General features: G+C 72.1%; 22 protein-coding genes, 1 tRNA gene and 1 pseudogene. 6 read left to right on the plus strand and 18 right to left on the minus strand.

The window, feature by feature from the left end:
• Positions 1-78: 78 nt before the first annotated feature.
• The 7 genes from ABZS40_RS21020 to ABZS40_RS21050 all read right to left on the minus strand — a co-directional run bounded on the left by ABZS40_RS21020 (position 79) and on the right by ABZS40_RS21050 (position 10413).
• Entirely contained in the window at positions 79-3375 is a 3297-nt protein-coding gene (locus ABZS40_RS21020) for an RHS repeat-associated core domain-containing protein (RefSeq protein WP_354944987.1), read from the minus strand.
• A gap of 318 nt (positions 3376-3693) precedes the next feature.
• Positions 3694-3767 (minus strand) — tRNA-Ala (locus ABZS40_RS21025).
• Positions 3768-4031: 264 nt separating this feature from the next.
• Positions 4032-4814, minus strand: a complete 783-nt coding sequence (locus ABZS40_RS21030; protein ID WP_354944988.1) for a hypothetical protein — start codon at positions 4812-4814, stop codon at positions 4032-4034.
• Between the two features lie 200 nt (positions 4815-5014).
• A complete protein-coding gene (locus tag ABZS40_RS21035; RefSeq protein WP_354944989.1) occupies positions 5015-5665 on the minus strand; it encodes a GNAT family protein in 651 nt (216 codons plus the stop codon).
• A 111-nt stretch (positions 5666-5776) separates the two neighbouring features.
• A complete protein-coding gene (gene glp / locus ABZS40_RS21040) occupies positions 5777-7090 on the minus strand; it encodes a gephyrin-like molybdotransferase Glp (RefSeq protein WP_238680433.1) in 1314 nt (437 codons plus the stop codon).
• A complete protein-coding gene (locus ABZS40_RS21045; RefSeq protein WP_354944990.1) occupies positions 7087-8049 on the minus strand; it encodes a UTP--glucose-1-phosphate uridylyltransferase in 963 nt (320 codons plus the stop codon). The genes glp and ABZS40_RS21045 overlap by 4 nt, the downstream gene beginning before the upstream one ends.
• Positions 8050-8058: 9 nt before the next feature.
• Entirely contained in the window at positions 8059-10413 is a 2355-nt protein-coding gene (locus ABZS40_RS21050) for a diguanylate cyclase (protein WP_354944991.1), read from the minus strand.
• Between the two features lie 85 nt (positions 10414-10498).
• Here ABZS40_RS21050 and ABZS40_RS21055 point away from each other — a divergent pair, with 85 nt between their 5' ends.
• Positions 10499-11176 carry a 5-formyltetrahydrofolate cyclo-ligase gene (locus ABZS40_RS21055; protein ID WP_354944992.1) on the plus strand — a complete coding sequence of 226 codons (678 nt, stop codon included), beginning with the start codon at positions 10499-10501 and terminating at the stop codon, positions 11174-11176.
• Positions 11173-11379: pseudogene (locus tag ABZS40_RS21060) on the plus strand (FmdB family zinc ribbon protein); the annotation flags it as partial. The gene ABZS40_RS21055 and the pseudogene ABZS40_RS21060, both read left to right, overlap by 4 nt.
• Positions 11380-11393: 14 nt before the next feature.
• Here the strand turns inward: ABZS40_RS21060 and ABZS40_RS21065 are convergent.
• On the minus strand, positions 11394-11675 hold the full coding sequence (locus tag ABZS40_RS21065) for a hypothetical protein (RefSeq protein WP_354945103.1): 282 nt from the start codon (positions 11673-11675) through the stop codon (positions 11394-11396).
• 233 nt (positions 11676-11908) lie between these two features.
• Here ABZS40_RS21065 and ABZS40_RS21070 point away from each other — a divergent pair, with 233 nt between their 5' ends.
• Positions 11909-12151: a hypothetical protein gene (locus ABZS40_RS21070; protein WP_354944993.1), complete on the plus strand. Its 243-nt coding sequence runs from the start codon at positions 11909-11911 to the stop codon at positions 12149-12151.
• Between the two features lie 119 nt (positions 12152-12270).
• Here the strand turns inward: ABZS40_RS21070 and ABZS40_RS21075 are convergent, their stop codons facing one another.
• On the minus strand, positions 12271-12453 hold the full coding sequence (locus tag ABZS40_RS21075) for a hypothetical protein (protein ID WP_145787501.1): 183 nt from the start codon (positions 12451-12453) through the stop codon (positions 12271-12273).
• Positions 12454-12594: 141 nt separating this feature from the next.
• Here ABZS40_RS21075 and ABZS40_RS21080 point away from each other — a divergent pair, with 141 nt between their 5' ends.
• The gene (locus ABZS40_RS21080) at positions 12595-12966 is read left to right on the plus strand and encodes a hypothetical protein (protein ID WP_354944994.1); all 372 of its coding nucleotides are present in this window, start codon (positions 12595-12597) and stop codon (positions 12964-12966) included.
• A 34-nt stretch (positions 12967-13000) separates the two neighbouring features.
• Here the strand turns inward: ABZS40_RS21080 and ABZS40_RS21085 are convergent, their stop codons facing one another.
• Positions 13001-13483, minus strand: a complete 483-nt coding sequence (locus ABZS40_RS21085; RefSeq protein ID WP_354945097.1) for a hypothetical protein — start codon at positions 13481-13483, stop codon at positions 13001-13003.
• A 201-nt stretch (positions 13484-13684) separates the two neighbouring features.
• Between ABZS40_RS21085 and ABZS40_RS21090 the strand changes: the two genes are divergently transcribed.
• Both ABZS40_RS21090 and ABZS40_RS21095 read left to right on the plus strand, forming a co-directional pair.
• Positions 13685-14113, plus strand: coding sequence for a Fur family transcriptional regulator (locus ABZS40_RS21090; protein WP_112581661.1), 429 nt, complete (start codon positions 13685-13687; stop codon positions 14111-14113).
• 78 nt (positions 14114-14191) lie between these two features.
• Positions 14192-15055 carry an oxygenase MpaB family protein gene (locus ABZS40_RS21095; RefSeq protein WP_354944995.1) on the plus strand — a complete coding sequence of 288 codons (864 nt, stop codon included), beginning with the start codon at positions 14192-14194 and terminating at the stop codon, positions 15053-15055.
• Positions 15056-15075: 20 nt separating this feature from the next.
• Here ABZS40_RS21095 and ABZS40_RS21100 read toward each other — a convergent pair whose 3' ends face one another.
• The 8 genes from ABZS40_RS21100 to ABZS40_RS21135 all read right to left on the minus strand — a co-directional run bounded on the left by ABZS40_RS21100 (position 15076) and on the right by ABZS40_RS21135 (position 21667).
• Positions 15076-15996 carry a PD-(D/E)XK nuclease family protein gene (locus ABZS40_RS21100; RefSeq protein WP_354944996.1) on the minus strand — a complete coding sequence of 307 codons (921 nt, stop codon included), beginning with the start codon at positions 15994-15996 and terminating at the stop codon, positions 15076-15078.
• 43 nt (positions 15997-16039) lie between these two features.
• Positions 16040-16654, minus strand: coding sequence for a MarC family protein (locus ABZS40_RS21105; RefSeq protein WP_091394729.1), 615 nt, complete (start codon positions 16652-16654; stop codon positions 16040-16042).
• Between the two features lie 41 nt (positions 16655-16695).
• Entirely contained in the window at positions 16696-17568 is an 873-nt protein-coding gene (locus ABZS40_RS21110) for a PHP domain-containing protein (protein ID WP_354944997.1), read from the minus strand.
• Between the two features lie 62 nt (positions 17569-17630).
• Positions 17631-18893, minus strand: a complete 1263-nt coding sequence (locus ABZS40_RS21115; protein WP_354944998.1) for a hypothetical protein — start codon at positions 18891-18893, stop codon at positions 17631-17633.
• Positions 18890-19660, minus strand: a complete 771-nt coding sequence (locus ABZS40_RS21120) for a SigE family RNA polymerase sigma factor (protein WP_354944999.1) — start codon at positions 19658-19660, stop codon at positions 18890-18892. The genes ABZS40_RS21115 and ABZS40_RS21120 overlap by 4 nt, the downstream gene beginning before the upstream one ends.
• A 103-nt stretch (positions 19661-19763) precedes the next feature.
• The gene (locus tag ABZS40_RS21125; protein WP_088951386.1) at positions 19764-20639 is read right to left on the minus strand and encodes a PH domain-containing protein; all 876 of its coding nucleotides are present in this window, start codon (positions 20637-20639) and stop codon (positions 19764-19766) included.
• A gap of 6 nt (positions 20640-20645) precedes the next feature.
• Entirely contained in the window at positions 20646-20804 is a 159-nt protein-coding gene (locus ABZS40_RS21130) for a hypothetical protein (protein WP_007455302.1), read from the minus strand.
• 116 nt (positions 20805-20920) lie between these two features.
• On the minus strand, positions 20921-21667 hold the full coding sequence (locus tag ABZS40_RS21135; protein WP_354945000.1) for a DUF6758 family protein: 747 nt from the start codon (positions 21665-21667) through the stop codon (positions 20921-20923).
• Between the last annotated feature and the right edge of the window lie 2 nt (positions 21668-21669).

Below are 21669 nucleotides of genomic sequence, written 5' to 3' on the forward strand. Positions count from 1 at the left end.
TCCGCGGCCTTGGCACCTACCTCCTTGTCAGCAGATGACGCGAGCCGTCTCACTGACGGCGCACGGCCGCCGGCTCGGTCAGGAACATGCCTCCTTGATCTCGGCCGCTGAAGCAACTCCCGCGATACCGGTGAACCAGAGGGAGGCGGACGCCAAAGCGGCGACGCTCGCCCCACCGGTCGGAACAGCTAGGGCGACGCCTGTCACGGTCGCACCGGCTGCGGCGAGCGCAGTGATCACGGTGGTCGCGCAGTCCAAGCCAGTGGGATCGACGTTGTTGACCGGGTTGTCCGCGGCGTAGGCGTAGCGGTTGCCCTCGTTCGCGTCCCCCAAGAGCTCAACGGCGTCCTGCTGGGTGAAGCGGCCGGTGTTCGGGTCGTACCAGCGCCGACCGAACTTGGTCAGGTCGTCGTGACGGGTGCCGCTGGCGAAACCGATGGCGTTGTCGATGATCTCGTTGCTGCTGCCGACCGTCTTCACCACCTTGCCGTACGGGTCGTAGGTGTACGAGCCGGACAGCGAGCCGTCGTACTTGATCAGGGCGACCACCGAACCCAGCCCGTCGAACACGTAGAAGTAGTGGTGGAAGGTGCTCCCGGTCTTGCCTCGGAAGCCGAGCGGCGTGCCGAGCTGGTCGCGCTCGATGTAGTGCCGGCCGTAGGTGCCCGGCACTGTGTAGCTCTGCACCACGCTCTGACCGTTCTGGTCGTTGCGGCCGAAGAAGTACTCGTACTCGAACCGGGGCGTGCCCTTCCAGCCCAGCTCGATCTGGTCGGCCCCGTTGTACGCCCAACCCAGCTCCGCGCCCCCGGCGGTGAAGCCGCGCATCAGCTGCCCGGCGGAGTTGTACTCGAAGTCGCGCAGCGCCGAACCGCCGAGCTGGTTACCGGCACCGTCGTACTGGTAACCCGAACTGGTGATCTGGTTGCCCGGGTTGTACGTCAGCGTCTGCCTGGTGACCCCGTTCACCTTCTCCGAGGTGCGGTTGCCGTTGCTGTCGTACGTGTAGTCGTAGGTCTTGCCGTCGATGTCGGTGGCCCGGGTGAGCCGGTTGCCCTTGTCATAGGCGTAGGAGCTGACCGCGCCCCCGCGGTGGTGGTCGGTCTGCCACTGCCGCAGGCCGGTGTCGTCGGTCTTGGCGGTGGAGCAGGCGGCGGTGCCGACCCGCTTGGCGTAGCAGTAGGAGACGTCGAAGACGGTGCTGGCCGTGCCGCCCTGCCACCGCTTGCTGGTGGTGCGGCTGATCCGGCCGGACTGGTCGAGGGCGTTGACGGTCTCGGCCACCTTCACCGCGGAGACTGCCAACGTGGTGGAGGTGCGGCGTCCCTCATCGTCGTAGCCGAAGGTGTAGGTGCCGTTGGCGGCCACCAGCTTGGTGAGCAGGTTGCGGGCGTTGTAGGTGTAGAAGGAACTTCCCCGCTCGTCCTGCTGCTCGATGAGGTTGCCGACCGGGTCATAGACGTACCACAGACCGCCCACGCTGCCGGTGCGCCGCCCGGTGAGCCGGTTCAGCCGGTCGTAGAAGAAGTTCTGGTACGCGTTGCCGTCGATGCGGGCGTAGACGTTGCCGCCGCCGTCGTACTCGTAGGCCACGTCGGGGATGTCCGGGTACTTGATCCGGGTGACGCGGTCGTCCAGGTCGTACTCGTACTCCTGGGTCCGCCCGGTGCCGTCGGTCGTCGTGCGTACCCGGCCGAACTCGTCGTAGCTGAACTGACGGGTGCCGAGCGTCGTCCCCGTCGGTGGAGTGATCGAGGTCAGCTGCTTGTTGGCGTCGTACTGGTGGGTGGTCCTGTTCGTGCCGTTGCCGGGATCGGTCGACGAGGCGATCGTGCCGTCGGTGTTGTAATCCACCTTCGCCTCGGCGGCCAGGGCGTCCGTCGCCGACAATCGGTTACCCGCCCCGTTGTAGGTGTAGAGGCTGGCGTTCCCCTGGGTGTCCGCGCCGGACGACGGCTGGAAGTTCGCCGTCGGGTTGGTCGGTGTCGCCACGTTCGCATAGGCGAGGGAGGACTTCGCCCCGGTCGGCGCGACGACCACTGTCGGCGACTGCCCACCGTTCGCCTCGTACGAGATGCTGGTGACGCCGCCGGTGCCGCTCTGCGTCGACGCCACGTCGAGGCTGGGCGTGTAGGAGATGCTGCGGGCCTTGCCGTCGGGGTCGACCAGGCCGGTCACCCGCTTGTCGGCGTTGACCGTGTACGTGCTGTGCGGCACCGACGTGACCGGCTGCGACTGGTTGGTGTTGGCGTCGGCGACGAGCGTCTGGGTGGCCGACTGGTACGCCCACCGGGTGGTGGCGCCCACCGACGGGTTCTCCGGCTGGAAGGCCCGGGTCAACGAGGTCACCCGGTGTGCCGCGTCATAGGTGATCGTGGTGGCGTTCCCGAGCGCGGAGCCCTGGATACCGCCCGAGATCCTGGTGACCCGCCGGAACGAGTCGTACTCGAAACGGGTGTCCGTTCCGGTGGCGGAGCGGATCTGGGTCAGGTTGCCGTTGCTGGCGTAGCTGTACCTGACGCTGCGGTACTGCCCACCGGCGACGGTCTGCTCGATCGCCGAGAGGTAGCCGTTCGAGCCGTAGAGCACCTTCGCGGTGCGGACGCCCGTGGCGCCTCGGTTGGAGGTCACAGTGGTCAACCGGCCGCTGCCGTCGTAGCTGTAGTCGGTCACGCCCTCGTTGCGGTCCTGGCTGCGATCCAGCTGCCCGGCGGAGGTGAAGAAGAGCTTCCGGCCGCTGTCGTGCTCGACCAGCTTCCAGCCGGCGCCGTCGGTGGTGAGCGTCGCCTTGAACTCCTTCGCGGCGGTGTAGCCGGACCCGCTCGGGGTGAACCGCCCGATGACGCCGTCGGACGCGACGTACGTGACGGAGTTGTCGTCCGCCCTGATCAGCCTGACGTCCACACCGGCCCGGGTACGCCAGCTGTAACCCAACGAGCCGGCGGGGACCTCACTACCGGTGAGAAGGCTGTTGTACGCGGCACCCAGCACCACGTTGTCCGCGATGCCGGGCAGGGCCAGGTCGGTGCTGCGGATGAGCAGGTTCCCCGAGCCGGTGTTCACCTGGGCGGTCAACCGGTCGGTCAGGTGAAACGTGCTGAACGTTCCGTTGCGGACCGGCCCGGTGCCGATCGGGACTGAAATCGGCCCGGCGAGTTGGCTGACCGGAGCGTTCGACGGTCCGAGCACCCGCTTCTCCGGCGAACCGGGTGACGCGGGCTGGGCCGGTGGTGCCGAGGCGGGCTTCGCAGCCGCCTGCGGCGGTGCGGCGTGCGCCGGCACGACCACCACACCGGACGTGGACACCAGTAGGACACCCAGCGCGACTCCGGTGGCACGTCGTCGGCCACCCGCCCTTGGTAGGAACCTGAGCATGCAACTCCCCCTTGACGATCCTCGAGACAGGAAGGGCTCCGCGGACGCGTTGGTACGCCGCGCCTCCGTATGAGCTGCGGTGGTCGCCGCTGGTCAAGGACCCGCGCATGCCGTCGGCCGCACTCCCCGATCATCCGATCAGGACTGGGACGACCCGCCGCGAGATCGAGTAGAGCATCGATGATCGCCGTTTCCGACAGATAGGCTGTTCGGGACCGTTCGGGCCAGTTCGGGCCCGTTCGGGACGCACCGCGCCTGCCGCTACGCAAGATCGAAAAAGGCCGCCTCCCACACGGGAGACGGCCTTTTTACCTGGGGTGGAGCTGAGGGGATTTGAACCCCTGACCCCCTCGATGCGAACGAGGTGCGCTACCAGTCTGCGCCACAGCCCCCCGCCGGCGAACCGGCTTCGGTCCCACCCGGCTTACACCGGGCGGGCCGGCAGCAAGGCTAACAGGTCGCCGGGCTCCACCGCGAATCCGCCCCCCGCCCGATGCTCCGGCCTTTGCGAAGATCGACTCGGGTTCCTGGAAATCGGGGCATCCCGGACGCCGCGACCACACGACTTTCAGGAACCCGAGTGGATCAAGCCAGCCGCCGCGACCGAGCCCAGGCCGGGGGACGGCCGCGACCAGGGCACGGTCGGCGGGACCGGGTCAGGCGCCTCGGCCGGCCTCGTAGGGGCGGCCGCGCAGGCCGCCCGACCGCCGGTACGAGACCGATCCGCCGTTGACCGCTGCCGGCAGGTCGCCCGGCCGGTCCAGGCCCATGGCGGCTCGGCGTACCCCCTCGCGCTGGGCGGCCAGGCGGCGCTGCGCCTCCCGGCGGGCCGCAGCCCGGCGGGCCTGCTCCCGGCGCACCTCGGCCTGCCGGTCGGCCAACCAGGCGGCCTCCCGGGCTCGGGCACGGCGGCGGCGACGCCCGGCGAGGGCCTGACCCCGCAGGTGGACGACGTACAGGGCCAGGAGCAGGAAGGTGACCCCGAAGCCGACCCAGAAGCCGGGGCTGACGAACAGCACGCCGATCAGCTCGACGACGTTGAGGAGCAGCAGGGCGGCGAGCACCCGGCGACGCCGGTACACGGCGGGGGTGTGCTGTCGGCGCGGTGGCGGGCGGCGACGGGACCGCTTGGACGCGGCGGGCACGGCGCGCAGCCGACCGGAGCGGCGGCCGGCCGGGGGCGCGGAGACCGGCGCGCTCAACGCGCCAGTAGTCGCGTTTTCACTCAGGGTGACGACCAGTGAGCGCGGAAGATGGACGGGTCGCCGTCCCGGCACAGTGCGGCGCCGCCGGCGGCGCTGGAGCACCCGCGCCGTCGACTGCGCCCGCTCCGCCACCAGCCGCTCGGTGGCGTCGTACCGGCGAACCAACGCCGGAGCCAGGGCGAGCAGGCCGGCGGCGGCGAGGACGGCGAGGAGCACCGAGGTCGGCACCCTCACCCCTCCCGTCACCGAATTCGAAGCAACCGCCATCCGGCCGCAGGATCTTCCACCGATCGCGCCTGGGCGCGTGGATCGTCCAGCCGGGGAGCGCTTGCCGCAGCTTGCAGTTACTTGAGGTTACGGCGCGCCGACCGGGATGCCACCGCGCCGCGCCGATCCCGTCCGTGGGACGAGTGGGCGGAGGTCGGGAAATCCTCCTACCGCGCGTTGGCGCGCAGCCGGTGCCAGCGTGCCAACAGGCCACCCTCGGCGGCGATTTCCTCACTCGTCATCGCGTACCCGATGTGGTCCCGCCACGCGCCGTCGATGTGCATGTAGCGCACGTGGTACGACTCCTCGCGGAAGCCCAACTTCTCCACCACCCGCCGGGACGGCCGGTTCTCCGGACGGATGTTCACCTCCACCCGGTGCAGCCCGCCCGGGCCGAACGCGTGGTCCACGGCGAGCGCGAGCGCCGTCGGGATCACACCCCGGCCGGCGACCCGCGCGTCCACCCAGTAGCCGACGTAGCCGGAGCAGAGCGCCCGCCGCACGATGCTTCCCACGTTGACGTGCCCGACCAGCCGGTCCCGGTCGGCCTCACGCAGGCAGACCGCGAACGGCAAGCCCTCACCCTCGCGGGCCGAACGTCGCTGGTCACGGTGCACCCAACGGAACGCGGCGGGCGAATTCAACTCGTCCCAACCGCCGGGCAGCGACGACTCCCAGGGTGCCAACCAGGCCCGGTTGGCCCGCCGCACCTCCGACCACGCCGCAGCGTCGGAGCGCCGGTAGGGCCGCAGCAGCACCGGGCCGTCGGCCAGCTCCACCGGCCAGCCGGGTGCCCGCGCGGGTCCGAAGAGACTCACCCGCACAGTCTCCCGCGCGGGACCGTGTCGCGCGCAAGTGGCCCCACCGCGTTCACCGCACGGATCCGACGAGCGCCCGACGCGGGCCGCGAGCGGACCGGCCGGGACGCGTCACCGGCGGCGGTCCAGTAGCAGGACGTCCACTGTGGAGCCGGCCGCCGCCGTGGTGACCCGCTCCCCGAGCACCAGCAGCCCGTTGGCCTCGGCCAAACCGGAGAGGGTGAACGGCCCGCCGCTGAGCGGCTGGACCGTGTACCCGCCGCCGCGCCGCTCGGCGACGTGCGCCGGCCGGAACTCGCGCAGCCCCGTCGGCGACGACACGGTCTCCAGCAGGTGTGCGCGCACACTGGGTCGGAACACCGGCTCGGCGCCGGCGAGCAGTTGGATGGCGGGGCGGGCCAGCACCTCGAAGCCGATCAACGCAGCGCCCGGGTCGCCGGGCAGGCAGACCACCGGCACCTCCTCGGCGCCGACAGTGCCGAACCCGAGCGCGGTGCCGGGATAGAGCGCCACGTCGGTGAAGGTGACCGGCCCGACGCGACCGCCCTCGCGGCGGGAGAGGATCCGGCGCACCATGTCCCCGGGGCCGGTGCCGGTGCCACCGGTGGTGATGATCAGGTCGGCGCGCAGCGTCTGGTCCTCCAGCAGCCCGCGCAGCCCCTCCGGGTCGTCGTCGCAGATACCCACCCGGTACGCCAGCGCGCCCACCTCGGCCGCGGCGGCGGTCAGCGCGTGCGAGTTCGCGTCCACCACCTGACCGGGCTGACTGCCCCGGCCCACGTCGACGAGTTCGTCACCGGTGGCCACGATGACCACCCGTGGACTGGGCCGGACCACCACGTGCCCGATGCCGGTCGCCGCGAAGACGGCGACCAGGGCCGGGGACACGTAGGTGCCGGCCCGAGCGAGCAGGGTGCCGGCGGGCAGCTCCTCACCCGCCCGGCGTACTCCGTACCCCCGTTTGGGGGTTCGGAAGATCTCCACCGCGGCCATGCCCTGGTCGGTCCACTCCACCGGGACCACGACGTCCGCGGCGACCGGCAGCGGCGCCCCGGCGGCCACCGAGAAACACGAGCCGGGGGTGAGCCGGACCGGCCGCCAGCTCGCGGCGCCGAGATCGCCGACCACGTTGAGCCGGATGGTGCGGCCACCGGGCGTGCCGGAGGGGGCCGGGACGTAACTCGGCCCCCGGCCCCCTCCGGAAATGTCCTCCCAGCGCGCGGCGTAGCCGTCCACGGCCGCCTGGTCGAAGGCCGGGAAGGCGTGCGGCGCGACGACGTCCTCGGCGAGGACGTTGCCATGCGCCTGGGTGAGGTCGAGGTCGAGTGGCGGCAGCGCGCGCAACCTGCGCAGCACGCTGCCCAGGTAGTCGGCGAGCGGCGTCAACTCGTTCGCGGCCGCCTCGGCGTCGGCCGTCGCGGTCATGTACCAGATCCGCCTGCCGCGTCGGCCTTGACGAAGTCGGCCAGCCAGGACCGGAACTCGGCGCCCAGGTCGTCGCGCTCGGCGGCGATCTGCACCACGGTCTGGAGGTAGCCCAGCGGCATGCCGGTGTCGTAGCGGGTGCCCCGGTAGACGATCGCGTGCACCGGGATGCCCTCGGTACGCAGCAGCTCCATCGCGTCGGTCAGCTGGATCTCGCCGCCGCTGCCCGGCTTGGTCCGCCGGATCGCGTCGAAGATCTTGCCGGGCAACACGTAGCGGCCGAGCACCGCGAGGTTGCTCGGGGCGTCCTCGGGCTGCGGCTTCTCCACCATCCCGGTCACCTTGACGACCTCGCCGATGTCGGTCAGCTCCGACTCGGCCGGCTCGACCGAGGCGATCCCGTACCGCTTGGTCTCGGCCGGGTCGACCTCGAAGAAGGCGAGCACCACACCGCCGGTGCGGGCCTGCAGCTCCAGCATCGCCGGCAGCAGCGGCTCCGACGGCTTGACGAACTCGTCGCCGAGCAGCACCGCGAAGGGCTGGTCGCCGACGTGCGACTCGGCGTACCCGATGGCGTGGCCGAGCCCGAGCTGCTCGGGCTGCCGCACCGTGTAGATCTCGGCCAGCTCGCTGGGCCGACGCACGGCGGCCAACCGCTCGGAGTCGCCCTTCTCCTCCAACCTGGTCTCCAGGTCCGGGCGACGGTCGAAGTGGTCCACCATCGACGTCTTACCCCGACCGGTGATCAGCAACACGTCACCGATGCCGGCCTGCGTGGCCTCCTCGACGATGTACTGCAACACCGGCCGATCCACCACCGGCAGCAGCTCCTTGGGCACCGCCTTGGTGGCCGGCAGGAACCGGGTGGCCAGTCCGGCGGCCGGGATGACGGCCTTGACCGCCAGGGGACGGCCGTTTGCGGCGACCGTCGATGAGGGGTTCGCTGAGTGCTCCGACATGCCGCGAGACTATCGGCCACGGCTCTGCCGCGGCGGGTGTGGCCCAGAAGACGCGCCGCCACCCGGCCCCGGCCGGGCCGCGTCCGGGCCGGCCCGCGCCGCGCCCGTCGCGCTGTCCGGCGTGTCGTCGGCCGAATCCGGTCGGGCGTGCGCCGGGCCCGCCAGCGCTGATTCCGGTACGCCCACCGCCGGGTCGGACCGGGCGGGCCCGCCCGGCTCCCGACTGGCCTGCACCGGCTGGCCGGCGCGCGGTAGCCCGTCGGGTGGGCTCACCGCACACGCGAGCACCGGAATCTCCCGGGTCGGCAGATCCGAGCGCACCTCGGCGACCCGGTACGTGTCGCGGCCCGCCGCCTTGGCCGCGTAGAGCGCGTCGTCGGCGGCCTCCAGCACCTCCCGCCCGGTGCTGCCGTGGTCCGGGAACACGGCGATGCCCACCGACACGGTGACCAGGACCGGCCCGGTGTACGCCTCGACGGCGATGGGCGTGTCGCGCACCGCCGCGCCGAGCCGCTCGGCCACGATCGCCGCGCCCCGCGCGTCGGTCTCCGGCAGCAGCAGTACGAACTCCTCACCGCCCTGGCGGAACGCCAGGTCGACCTCACGGATCTCCCCGCGCACCCGGCGGGCGAACTCGGCCAGCACGGTGTCCCCCGCGGCGTGCCCGTAGGTGTCGTTGACGTCCTTGAACCGGTCCAGGTCCAGCGCGAGGACGCTGAGCATCCGCCCGAATCGGCTGGCCCGTTCCACCTCCCGCCGGATCGACTCACGCAGGTACCTGTAGTTCCACAGCCCGGTGAGCGGGTCGGTGAGGGAGAGCCGCTGCGCCTCCTCGTGCACCCGGACGTTGTCCACCGCCACGGCCGCGTGGCCGGCGAAGGTGCGCAGGGTGGCAAGGTCGTCGTCGTCGAACTCGTCGGCGCCCAGCCGGTCGTAGAGGGCCAGAACGCCGAGCGCGGCCGCCGCGCCCGCCTCGTCGACCGGCCCCGAGGGTCCGCCGAGGGTGGCCGTGGCACCGCCGGGCGGGGCGGCGAACGGAACCGCGACGTAGGTCCGGCAGCGTGGCTCACCCGTTGGCGCCTCGGTCGGCTCCGCCCTGCCCCGCTGCGGTTCCCCGGTTGCCGCGACCTCACCGACCACGCCGACGCCGACCGGCACCCGGAGCGTCTGCGACCCGTCGGCCGCCTCGGCCGGCCAGCGCCCGTCCAACCCCTCGGTGCACTGCGCGACCAGCACCCCGCCGGTCTCCACCAGCAGCACGGCACCGGCACGCGCACCGGTGGCCCCGATGGCACTGCGCAGGATCACCCGCAGGATGCGTTGCAGGTCGTGCGTGCTGGCCAGGGTGTCGCCGAGCACCGCGAGGTGCCCGCGCAACTGATCCCGGTTGCTGGTCAACGCCGCGACGTAGGAGCCGGTCTCCCGGGTCATCCGGTTGAAAGCGGCGGCCAACCGTCCCAACTCGTCGCGACTGCGTACCGGCACCCGGGCGGTCAGGTCGCCCTGCGCCACCCGGTCGACAGCACCGGCCAACTCCGCCAGCGGCCGGGTGGTCACCCGGGCCAGTCTCCAGGCGGTCAGCACGGCGAGCAGCCCGGCCAGCACGACCACCCCGACCAGCGTGGCGTGCAGCCCCGGTGGCCGTTTGCTGGGCACGGAGAGCACCAGCGGCAGCGGCTGCGCGTCGGTGGGCCCGAGCCGGCGCACGTACCGACCCTCGTTGGTCTCGGTGACCTGCTCGCCCCGAACGCCGACGGCGGCGGCCAGTACCGCGTCGCGGACGTCACGGGACTCGGTCGTGTGGGTGACCCGCGCGGTGCTCGTCCCACTGTCGAGCAGTGTGACCGCCACCCCGGTCACCGCCGCCAGTCGGGCCACGAAGGCCGGGTCGACCAGTTGCGCGGCGGTCACCGTGCCCAGCCGGGTGCCGGCGCGATCGTGCAGGTCGACCTGGGCTGCCAGCGCACGGACCGGGCCGGTCGAGCCTGGGTCCGAGCTTCCGTTCGTGCCTTCGGTCGAGCCGGCGCAGTCCTGCCACGGGGTCGACGGCGCACCGGGCGAGACGTAGGTGACCTGACCGGACACGTCGGTGATCAGCACCGCGGCGGCCAGACCCCGGCCGACCAGTTGCGCGGCGGCGACAGCCGGATCGGCGGTGAGCGCCACCGCGTCGGCGGTGGCGCGTAGCTGTTGGCAGAGCGCGTCGACCGAGGTCCGCACTGTGGACGCCGCCACCGCCAGGCGCTCGGTGGAGCGGCTGCGGTCGACAGCAGCGACGGTGGAGGCGACGAAGAGTGCGCCGAGCAGGACCGGCCCGAGCACCACAACGAGGAAGGCTGCCGTCAACCGCCCGCGTAGCGTCACTCGGTCCCCCCGGAAGTTCCGCCTCCGTTGCTTGCGATGCTGACACAGAGCAACCGTGGGAGAGGCGTTGCGTCAGGAGTGTTGCGTGCCGGAATTTTCTGATGGAGCGGAAGTGACCCGAATGGCGAAGCGGGACACCCGTGTCGAACTGCTCGCTCGTCGCCGGTCGCTGCCCGCCGAGACCCGGGCGGCCGCCGCCGGGCGCGTGCAGGCCGAGCTGGTCGCCCTGGTACGCCGGCTGCGCCCACACCGGATGACGGCGTACGTGCCGGTCGGCTCCGAACCGGGCGGCGCCGACCTGCCCGAGGTACTGCGGGCAGCCCTGCCGGCGGACGCCGAGTTGCTGCTGCCGGTGCTCCTCGCCGATCTGGATCTGGACTGGGCGGCGTATACCGGGCCGGCTGCCTTGATCGCCGCGGGTCGGGGTATCCGAGAACCAGTCGGTGCCCGTCTCGGGGTGACCGCCGTGGCACACGCGGAGCTGGTGGTCGTACCGGCTCTCGCGGTCGACCACAACGGTCGGCGGCTCGGGCGCGGCGGCGGCTCGTACGACCGCGCACTCGCCCGGGTACCCGAGGCGGCCCTGACCGTGGTGCCGCTGCACGACGGTGAGCTGGTCGAGGCGCTGCCGGCGGAGCCACACGACCGTCGGGTGCGCGCGGTCGTCACCCCCGCCGACGGGGTGCGTACGCTTGATGGCGGCCCGGATGCGGCGGACGGTGTCGCGCCCCACACGTCCGCTGGACGAACCCGGGCCGAATGACGCACCATTGGCACTCGAATACGTCGAGTGCCAACTGGCCGAGCCCAGATCCGGAGGAGAACGTGCCCACGTACCAGTACGCCTGCACCACGTGCGGTCACCAGCTCGAGGCGGTGCAGTCCTTCTCTGACGAGCCGCTGACCGAGTGCCCGGCGTGTCAGGGGCGGCTGCGCAAGGTCTTCAACTCGGTCGGCATCGTCTTCAAGGGTTCGGGCTTCTACCGCACCGACTCCCGGGCGTCCGGTTCCGAGGCGACGGCCGGCGGCACGGCCACCAAGCCGGCGAAGTCCGAGTCGTCCTCCGGTGACAGCTCGTCCTCGTCGTCCTCGTCGGGGTCCTCGTCCTCGTCCGGGTCGTCCTCGGGCTCGTCGTCCTCTTCGGGGTCGTCGTCGGGCTCGTCGTCCTCCTCGGGTGGATCGGGCGGCGGCAAGGCGGCGGCGGCAAGCTCCACGTCCTGATCGCCGAAGGCCCGACCCACCTCGGGTCGGGCCTCAATCAACTCAGGTTTTAGGAAGTCGGCCTGTTCCCACCGCTCCGACCGCCCAGATTCCTTGATCCCGAGTCGGTCGAGGCGGGTGCCGTAGCAGATCGCACCGACGGATGGGCGTTATCCACAGGCCACGCGGTTGTCCACAGGCGTCGGCCAGAGGGTCTGCCGCGGCGGTTGGAACTGCCTAGCCTGCCGTCCAGGGGTGCCACTGTGGCGCTCGGGGACGGGAGGCGGCAGAGGCGATGCTCGATCCGGATTCCGCGCGGGCGTTGCGCCCGCTGCGCCAGCTCACTCGGCCCGGCGGCCGCGCCCTGCTCCGGGCCGGTCTGGTCGCCGCGCTGCTCGGCCTGGCCGCCGCAGTCCTGCACACCCCGGCCGGATGCCCGCCGGCCGCCGTTCCCTCCGACGCACCCTCGATGGCAGACCGAACCCCGCCAGCACAGACTCCGCCGCCGTCACCGGGGGCCGCAACCCGAGGGCGCTGACCCGCTCACCGACGGGTACGACCACGACGGGGCAGGTTCCGCTGCGAGACCGTCCGACCCGGTCATCCCACTGTCGGCTGTCGGATCGATGTCGTGAGGGTCTGGCCGCGCCGCCGGGGTCAGTCCCAGTGCGGGGGGCGTTCCGCGAGCAGCCAGTCGTCGTTGCCGCCCGACCGCTCGCCCCAACCACGGTCGGTGTCGTCAGTGGTCTGCTCGGGCAGCACCACGAAGTCTTCGCTCAGGTCGACGGCGCGGTCGTCGTCTCCAGGTGCGCCGTGCGTGCCAGGGTCCTCGGTGCTCACGAGCGGCAAGACTAGCGCAGCCGACGGCGGTGGACCGGCCATCGACAGTGGGCGCGGCGGCCAGAACCAGCCGGACCACCGACAGTGGCACGCCGGCCAGAAGCGACCGGGCCGCCGGTCGCGTTGGTAGCGTCGGACGGCGTGACGACCCCCAGCGGTGGCAGCACCCCGGACGACTACTGGCGACGGCCCGACACCGGTGACGACGCGCTGGCGGACCAACCTGCCGCCGGGCCCGCGACCACCCCACCGACCGGGCAGACCGGCCCACCGCCGACGGGGCGCACTGCCAGCGGATACTCCGGCCCGCCACCGAGCGTGCCGCCGCCGGCGGGTTGGCGTCCACCCGTACATCTGCAGCCGGCGGCACCGCGACAGCTGCCACAGCAGGACATGGCCGGCCTGGACGCGGCCGAGCAGCGTTCGCAGCGGGTCACCTACGGCTTCGGCGCGGCGGCCGGCGTGGTGCTGCTGGTTCTGCTCTGTCTGCTCTGCTCGCGAGTCGTCTTCTGATGCCCACCCCCGGGCAGCAGCAGAGAGCGGCAGCTCAGAGGGTGGTGCCCCAGACGGTCTCGGTGCCGGAGTGACCGGTCAGGTAGACGTAGATCAGGGCGGCGATGGCAAGGCCCACCGTCGCTACCGCCAGCACCGGGATGACCAGCGCGGGCAGTTGCGGCACCCGAGGGTGCCCACTCGTCGCCACGAGCAGCAGGATGGCCACGATCCCGAGCGGCACCACGATGCGGAACAGGATGTCGCCGTAACGGGAGTGCTCGAAGATCTGATCGAGGATCGGCCCCTGGAAGCCCCGGACCACCAGCGCGTCGGTGAGTGCCTCACCCGACTTGACCGCGACGTAGGCGGTCACCGGCGCGGCCACGGCGAGGAGGCCCAGGGCCCAGTCCAGCCGGTGCCGCCACCGCGGCAGCCCCACGTACGCGATGGCCAGCACCGCCAGCAGCGGCACGAACACGACGACCGCGTGGATTACCAGGACGTGCACCGGTAGACCCAGGATCTCCTCGAACATCGAACCCTCCAGGTGGATCATGGTCAGGGGTGGTCAGCCTATGGTCCGCCGATCGTCCCCAGGCTCTCGACCGGTGACACGCGCGCCGCGTCGATCGGGTTCATCCGCTGGGCCGTACTCCCGATCCTGCCTTGCTGTGTCGGTGGCCACCCGGAGCGGGCGACGGTTGTCGATGCGGACCGGGCGTGCTGTCATTGGCCAATGTCCGGTGCCGAGGAGCTCCTGCGGTCGAGGGGCCTGCGTGTCACGCGGCCACGCCTCGCGGTGCTCGACGTGCTGGCCGGCGGCGGCCATCTGGAGGTCGACGAGATCACCCGGCGGGTTCGCGAACGCCTCGACTCGGTCTCCACCCAGGCGGTCTACGACGTGCTGGGCGCGCTGTCCCGGGCCGGGCTGTCGCGCCGGATCGAGCCGGCGGGCAGTCCCGCCCGCTATGAGGCGCGGGTGGGCGACAACCACCACCACGTGGTCTGCCGGGGCTGCGGCGAGATCGCCGACATCGACTGCGCGGTGGGCAGCGCCCCGTGCCTGGAGCCGAACAGCGCGCACGGGTTCGAGGTGGACGAGGCCGAGGTGACCTTCTGGGGCCTCTGCCCTGGCTGCCGGGCCCGCCGCTCCGCCGACGTCTGACCGGCGACGCCGCAGTCCAGGCACGGCACCGGCGGCAGGTGAACGGCGAGGCCGGCTCGACCGTGGCACTCTTGGACGGTGAACTCCGATGACCTCGGCCTCTTCGGTCCGGGTTCGGTCACGTGGAAGGTGCACGACGAGCCGATCCTGATCGTCGCCGGCCTACGCTCGCTCTACCTTCAGGCGTTGCACCCCCGGGCCATGGCCGGGGTCGCGCAGAACAGCAACTACCGCACCGACGCCTGGGGCCGACTGATCCGCACCGCCACCTACGTGGCGACCACCGTCTACGGGACCACCGCCGAGGCGGAGGCCGCCGGGGCCCGGCTGCGCCGCCTGCACGACCGGCTGCGGGCCACCGACACGCTCACCGGTGAGCGGTTCCGGATCGACGAACCGGACCTGCTGCGCTGGGTGCACGTGACCGAGGTCGAGTCGTTCCTGAGCACGGCCCGACGTGCCGGGCTGCCGCTGAGCGACGACGAGGTGGACGGCTACTACACCGAGCAGCGCCGCGCCGCCGCCCTGGTCGGCCTGGACCCGGCCACCGTCCCGGGGACCGCCGCCGAGGTCGCGGACTACTACAGGGCCGTACGGCCACAGTTGCGGATGACCCGGGAGGCCGCCGAGACGGCGGTATTCCTCACCGCCCCACCGCTGCCGTGGAAGCTCAGCCTGCCGGTCCGGCTGGGGCTCACTCTGGGCCCGCCACGCTGGGCGTACCTGGGTATCGCCAGCACCGCGTTCGCGCTGCTGCCGACGTGGGCACACCGGATGTACGGAGGTCTCGGTCTACCGACGACGGCGCTGTCGGCGGACCTGACAGTGCGCGCACTGCGGCTCGCGTTCGCCGCCGTCCCCCGCCGCTACCTGGAGGGGCCGTTGATACAGGCAGCCAAGGAGCGAGCCGCGCGGCACGCCGCGGCCTCGCTGGCCGGCTGACCCGACCCTCGGCGGCGGGATCAGCCGTCGGCGGGCCGGTCCATGGCCGCCCACGGCTCCTTGCCCGGGACCTGCGCGCCCGTCGGGCAGTGCCGCCGGAAGTCGCACCAGCCACAGCGCGGGCCGGGTGCCACCGGGAAAGCCTCGTCCGCGTCGGCGCCGTCGGCGACTGCCCGCTCGGCGGCCATGATGTCGCGGGCTGTCTCTTCCGCACGGGTCAGTTGTCGGGCCAGTGACTCGACGGTGTGGTCGTGGCCGGCGACCGTGCCGGTCGGCAGGTGGTGCAGCTCCACCCGGCGGCACGGGCGACGGAACACCCGCTCGGCGGCGTACGCGTAGAGCGCCAGCGCCTGCGAGCCCCGGGCGTCGTCCGTGTCCAACCCGGTGCGACCGGTCTTGTAGTCGACGATGACCAGCTCCGGCCCCTCCGGGCCCGGCCGCGAGTCGATCCGGTCGGCGCGGCCGTTGAACGCCAGCACCGCGGTCTTGACCGCCACCACCCGCTCCACACCGAGCGGGTCGGAATCCGGCTCCAGCGTCTCGACGTACGCCTCAAGCCACCCCAACGCCCGCCGGTAGGCGGCCCGCTCCTGCTCGTCGTCGCGGTAGCCCTCGCGGACCCAGGTGCCCTTGAGCAACGTGGCCAGCGCCTCGGGGCGCCGCCGGTCGGCGGGCAGCGCATACCAGTTCTTCAGGGCGGTGTGCACGCTGGCGCCGAGCGAGTTGTGCGCCCACGGCGGGCCCTTGGGTGGGGCGGGCCGTTCGACGTAGGAGTAGCGGTAGCGACGCGGGCAGTCCGCGTACGCGCCGAGCTTGCTCGGGGTGCAGACGAACAGCCGCTCCGGCATGCCCTCGAAGCCGAGCTGCTCGGCGTCGCCGGCGCGCTGCCGAGGGGCCCGGCCGCCGGCGGCCGGCCGCCCCGCTGATGAGGATCGTCGCACGCCTGCGATCCTGCCATCCGCCCCCGACATCGCGCGCGTGCCGTCAGGCCATGTTGACGTACTGCGTGACGAAGGCGGCCACCGCGTCGGCGATGAGCTGCACGGCGATCGCGGCCAGCAGCAGGCCGGCGATCCGGGTCAGCACCTCGATCCCGCCCGGCCGGAGGATCTTCACGATGCCGCCGGAGAAGCGCAGGACGATCCAGACGGCGACCATCACGGCGAGGATCGCCACGGCGATGGCGCTGAACTCTCCCAGCCCGTCGGCCTGCTGGACGAAGAGCATGGTGGCCACGATGGCGCCCGGGCCGGCCAGCAGCGGCGTGCCCAGCGGCACCAGCGCGATGTTGGAGGTGACCTGCTGGCTCGGGTCGTCGGCCTTGCCGGTCAGCAGCTCCAGCGCGACGAGCACGAGCAGCAGCCCGCCGGCCGCCTGCAACGCCGGCAGGTCCACGTGCAGATAGTCGAGCAGGGTCTGCCCCGCCACCGCGAAGATCACGATGACGCCGAGCGCCAACGCGACGGCCTGCCAGGCTGCCCGGTTGCGGTCGCGGGCGGGCAGCGGGCCGGTCAGCGCCAGGAAGATCGGCATCATGCCCGGCGGGTCGGTGATCACCAGCAGGGTCACGAAAACCTCGCCGAACAGCTTCAGATCCACGTGATCAACCTAGCCGCGCCGCGATGGGCGAAATACCCGGATCAGCCCGAAGCGACCTCGGTCACCCCCTCGGCGACGATCCGCTCGTACGCCTCGACGCTGGTGCTGAACGCGCCGAGTTGAACTGTCTTGTGGGTGCCGTGAAAATCCGAGGAGCCGGTGACGAGCAGACCCAGCTCGGCGGCGAGCGCCCGCACGTGTTCCCGCTCGGCCGGGCTGTGGTCCTCGTGGTCGGCCTCGAGCCCGGCGAGCCCGGCGGCGGCCAGCTCGGCGATCAGCTCGTCGGGCACCACCCGGCCGCGTTGGGTGGCCCGCGGGTGGGCGAAGACCGGCACGCCTCCGGCCGCCCGGACCAGTCGGACGGCCCGGAACACGTCGATGTCCTCCTTGGGCAGCCGGTACCGCTCGCCCAGCCAGTCCGGGCCGAACGCCTCCCGGACGCTGCCGACCAGGCCGACGCGGATGAGTGCCTGCGCGAGGTGCGGGCGTCCCACTGTGCCGCCACCCGCGCCAGCCAGGATGTCCGGCCAGTTCACGTCGATGCCGTCGGCCCGCAGGAGGTCGACCATCCGTTCGCCGCGCTCTTCCCGGGCGGCCCGGACCCGCGCCAGCTCGGCCACCAGCTCCGGGTGGTCGGAGTCGAACAGGTACGCGAGCAGGTGCAGCGGCACCGCCGGCTGCGCACCGGACCAGCGGCACGACAACTCCGCACCCCGGATCAGACGCAGACCCGGCGGCAGCGCGCCGACGGCCGGCGCCCAGCCGGCCGTGGTGTCGTGATCGGTGATCGCCAGCACGTCCAGCCCGGCGTCGGTGGCCGCGCCGACCAGCTCGGCCGGGGTCAGCGTGCCGTCGCTGGCCGTCGAGTGGGCGTGCAGGTCGATCCGGGGGGCGGGGCCGGTACGCGAGGTCACCGCCCGACGCTACCGAGGAAACAGCGAACCCGGCTCACATGGGTCGCCCAGGTCACCCGGGATCAGAGGTCCTTCACCAGGATCGGGCGCTCTCCGGCTGGCACGCCGGGCACCGCAGCGGGGCTGGCGGGCTTTCCCGCCCGCACCTGACCGACGTCGACCCGAACCAGCTCGCCGGCGCCGTCGAGGTAGGAGGCCTGGTTCTCGTCGCTCCACACGATCGCCCCGGTCATCGGCGGCCCGGCCCCGACAGCTGTCGCGCCCGGCCCGAGGCGCTGGAGGTCGACCAGCAGGGACCGACGCGCCTTGCCGCTCCCCCCGTTGACCAGCAGCCACCGCCCGTCCGGCGAGACCCCGCCGACGCCGTCCTGGCTCAGGTCTGGACCGCAGCCGGTGCGTACCGGGTCGAGGTGACGTGTCGGGGCGAGGATGGCGAGGCAGGTTCGGCCCGGGTCGGTCGTGGTGACCTGGCCGACGAGCCGCCCGTCGGGCAGCCCTCCGTAGACGTTGAGGCTCAACCGGTCGAGGGCGTCGGGCAACGGCCCCGCACCGGGCCGCCAGAGCGTGTGACCGGCGCTGGCCGGGTCGAGTCGGACCAGCACGCTGTCCGCGACGAACCGGACGGGCTCCGCCGACGTGGGCACCGGGGTGCGCACCGCCCCGATGAGTTGGGTGCCGACCACGCCTGCCACCAGCAGATCGTCTCCTTCGAGCCAGGCGACCTGGCGGCTGTCCGGAGCCAGGACGATCGCGCCGGCCCCGGCCAGCAGCACCTGCACCAGGCCGTCGTCCTGCACCACCGACAGCGAGCGTCCTGCGATGCTCGGCGTACCGATCACCAGCCAGCCGCCGCCGCTGGGCAGCGGCTGGACGCGTTCGGCCGGCCCGATGTCGGGCAGCACCAGCCGCCGCCCGTCGGCGTTGACCAGCGTCTCGCCGACGAGGTGAGAGGACGACGTCGCGGGCGAGGGGGCGGGGCCGGGAATGCTGGGCGTCGGGAGCGGTCGGTTGGTCGGGTCCGGGTCGCCGATCACCACGATGGGTGGGCCGTCCCGCCTGGTTTCGGTGCCGAGCTGGGCCATGCCGGCGCTGAGCAGCACCGTGGTGACCGCCGCGAGGGCGACGCCGACGGCGGTGCGTCGACGACGGATACGGTTCGCGTGGCGGATGGCCTGGCCGGCCGGATCGACGCGCAGTGGGCGGGCAAGAGCGACGTGGTGCGAGAGTGTCTCCCGCACCGCACCTTCCAGCTCGTCTGGCCGCACCTGGTATGAACGCTGCGGGCCGGCCGTCAGGTTGTCGCGCCGGCCTGGGAACTGACTCACTGCTGTTCCCCGGAGCCCGTGCCGACGGGCACGGCCGCCGGGGCGGTGGGGAGCACGACCTGCGGTGTGATCGCACGCGGCACGGCGGGGCGCGACGCGGCCGGGCGGGGCACGGGTTGACTGGCGGCCCGTCCGGGCCGGGGTGCGGCGGCACCGGTCGGGACCCGCCCGGTCCGGGAACCCGAGCCCGTGCTCCGGCCGGCGGCACCGGTAGCGGCCCCGGCGGCAGCGGCCGGGCGGGCGGCGATGCCGGCGGCAGCGGCGAGTTCCGGTGCGTCCGCGCCGAGCCGCCGACGCAGCGTGGCGAGCGCCCGGGACGCCTGGCTCTTCACAGTGCCCGGGGAGATGTCGAGCATCGCGGCGGTCTGCGCCTCCGACATGTCCTCGTAGTAGCGCAGCACCAGAACTGCCCGCTGCCGGTTGGGCAGCTCCCGGAGATGCCGCCAGAGCAGGTCACGGTCCAGTTGCTGCTCGATCTCGTCGACGCCGGCCCGCTCGGGCAGCACCTCGGTCGGGCGTTCACCGTGCCAGCGTCGCCGCCACCAACTGGTCGACGTGTTGACCATCACACGCCGGGCGTACGGCTCGACCGCCTCAATACCGCCGAGCCGCTTCCACGCGAGGTAGGTCTTGGTCAGCGCCGTCTGGAGCAGATCCTCGGCCGTGGCCCAGTCCCCGGTGAGCAGATAAGCGGTGCGTAGCAGCGCGGCGGAGCGGGCCGCGACGAACTCGCGAAACTGCTCCTCCAACGAGTCCTTGCTCGCCACCGCCCACCTCCACACCCCTGCCGTCCTGGCAGAGTGCCACGTCAGGAGCGCTCTGGTCCATGACGAAAGGTGCGCACTTGCTCCGATGTTCGGTCGAAAACCTTCACGCCCCGTCGTCGGCCTTGGCCTCGTCGGCCTCCTTGCCGAGCCGTGCCTCGACCGCCTGCGGCTCGTACATCTCCTCGACGACGCGCAGGTAGAGCTCGTTCGGGTTGGGCAGGTTCTTGATCTCGCGGAGCGCCTGCTCCTGGCCGGCGGACTCCAGCACGAAGGTGCCGTAGTTGAGCGCGCGACCGGTCGGGGTCTGCTCGTACTTCATGTCGGTGACCCGGACCAGCGGCATCATCGCCACCTTGCGGGTGACGATGCCGTTGACCACCATGACCCGCTTGTTGGTCAGGATGAAACGGTCATACCACCAGTCGGCGACCTTCCACGCCACCCAGCCCATCACCGCGAACCACAGCAGAACGGCGATGGTGGTCAGCGCGCCGACGTCCTGGCCGGCGAGGAAGCCGGAGAGGTAGCCGAGCACGAAGGTCGCCGCGACGCCGATCAACAGCGGGTTGGTGAGGTGGATCCAGTGTCGCTTCCACTCACCCCGGTAGCGCTCGGTGGGGAAGAGGTAGCGAGCCACCAGTGAACTGGGCTCGTCTTCCAGTGGCAGCACCCGCCGGGGGGTCGAGCCGGTCGCGTCGGCACGCAACCCGGCCAGCTCGTCCTCGGAGATCTGCGGCGGCTGGTAGCTGGCCTCCGGATCACGGATCCACCCCCGACCGGAACGACCCTGGCCGGCATAGCCGGGCCCGTCGCCATAGCCGACGTCGTCCGAAAGGGACGGACCGTCGGACAGGCCGGGACCGGCCCCGTAGCCCGGGCCGTCATCAGGCCCGATCCGCGGGATCGGCTCGGTGTCGCGCTCGCGGCGCTCCCGGTCGGGGTCGTCCGGGTCGAAGGGTGGTCCGGAGGGGCTGCCCATCGGCGGCTAGGCGACGAGGCTGGTGAAGAAGTCGCCAAACCCCTGGGCGATATCCATGATCCCGCCGCCGAGCGACTTGAACACGTCCGCCGCAGAGTTTGGCCGGTAGGCGACGAAGAAGATCAAGAATGCGATTCCGGCCCAGGTGAGGACCTTCTTGACCATGGCGGGCCATCCTCTCGCGCGGCGCCGGGTCCCATTACCGCAGCGGCACCCAGAGTATCAGTGTGGTGTCGTACAGTGAATATCTGCGTCCGTTCTCCGTCAATCCGGAAGAGTTGTCAAGCTCTACCGGGTAGATACGGGGACGGTGCGCCGTACACGAGCTCGGGCGGAGTCCACTCGGTCAGGTCGTGTAGCACGACGTCTTCCGCGAGCAGGTGACCCGCACTCGCCGGCCAGGCTATCGCATGGAGCCACATTCCCCGAGCCTCGCCGGCGTACGCGCTTCGATCCGTCGGTGAATTCACCAACCACAGTGGAGTAGGGTGCCCGCCGACCTTGATCTTCGCCTGTCCGACGTGGTCAGGGTGACCCGAGCCCGGGTCGGTCAACGCATCCACCAACTCCGGTCCCGGATCCGGGCCGGCCAGACCGGCGAGCCGGGTGCCCAGGCCGACACCGGGTTCCTCGGCCACGAAGACCAGATCGGCCGGGCCGCCACCGAGCGGCGCCGGGCCCGCGCAGGCCACCACTGTCGCCCGCACGCCCGTCCGTTCGTCCCCGGCGTAAGCCACGCCGGTGAGTGTCCAACCGGGCGGCAGCGGCCACGGGCACCACAACGGTGTCACCGGCGGATCGCCGGTCGCGGTGATCCGTTCCACCACGCTCGCCACGATGTCCGCTCCGATGTGCTCCGGCACGTGCAGCGGCGGCACCGGGCCGCAGCGCACACACCTCGAGTCGGTGTTCATCAGATCCGGCGCCCGTACCGGGCCCCCGCATCTCGGACAACTCACCGCGACACTCACATCCCCACCGTCTCCCCGGAGCGGCGGCGCGTCAAGCCGGAACGTCCGATTCGGCACCG

The organism is Micromonospora sp. NPDC005324, assembly GCF_040607155.1.
Classification (GTDB): Bacteria; Actinomycetota; Actinomycetes; order Mycobacteriales; family Micromonosporaceae; genus Micromonospora; species Micromonospora trifolii.

Coding starts and splice junctions, on each gene's coding strand:
- ABZS40_RS21020 (WP_354944987.1), bottom strand. CDS start 3,375: ATGCTCAGGTTCCTACCAAGGGCGGGTGGCCGACGACGTGCCACCGGA.
- glp (WP_238680433.1), bottom strand. CDS start 7,090: ATGACCGCGACGGCCGACGCCGAGGCGGCCGCGAACGAGTTGACGCCG.
- ABZS40_RS21045 (WP_354944990.1), bottom strand. CDS start 8,049: ATGTCGGAGCACTCAGCGAACCCCTCATCGACGGTCGCCGCAAACGGC.
- ABZS40_RS21070 (WP_354944993.1), top strand. CDS start 11,909: ATGCTCGATCCGGATTCCGCGCGGGCGTTGCGCCCGCTGCGCCAGCTC.
- ABZS40_RS21085 (WP_354945097.1), bottom strand. CDS start 13,483: ATGTTCGAGGAGATCCTGGGTCTACCGGTGCACGTCCTGGTAATCCAC.
- ABZS40_RS21090 (WP_112581661.1), top strand. CDS start 13,685: ATGTCCGGTGCCGAGGAGCTCCTGCGGTCGAGGGGCCTGCGTGTCACG.
- ABZS40_RS21125 (WP_088951386.1), bottom strand. CDS start 20,639: ATGGGCAGCCCCTCCGGACCACCCTTCGACCCGGACGACCCCGACCGG.
- ABZS40_RS21130 (WP_007455302.1), bottom strand. CDS start 20,804: ATGGTCAAGAAGGTCCTCACCTGGGCCGGAATCGCATTCTTGATCTTC.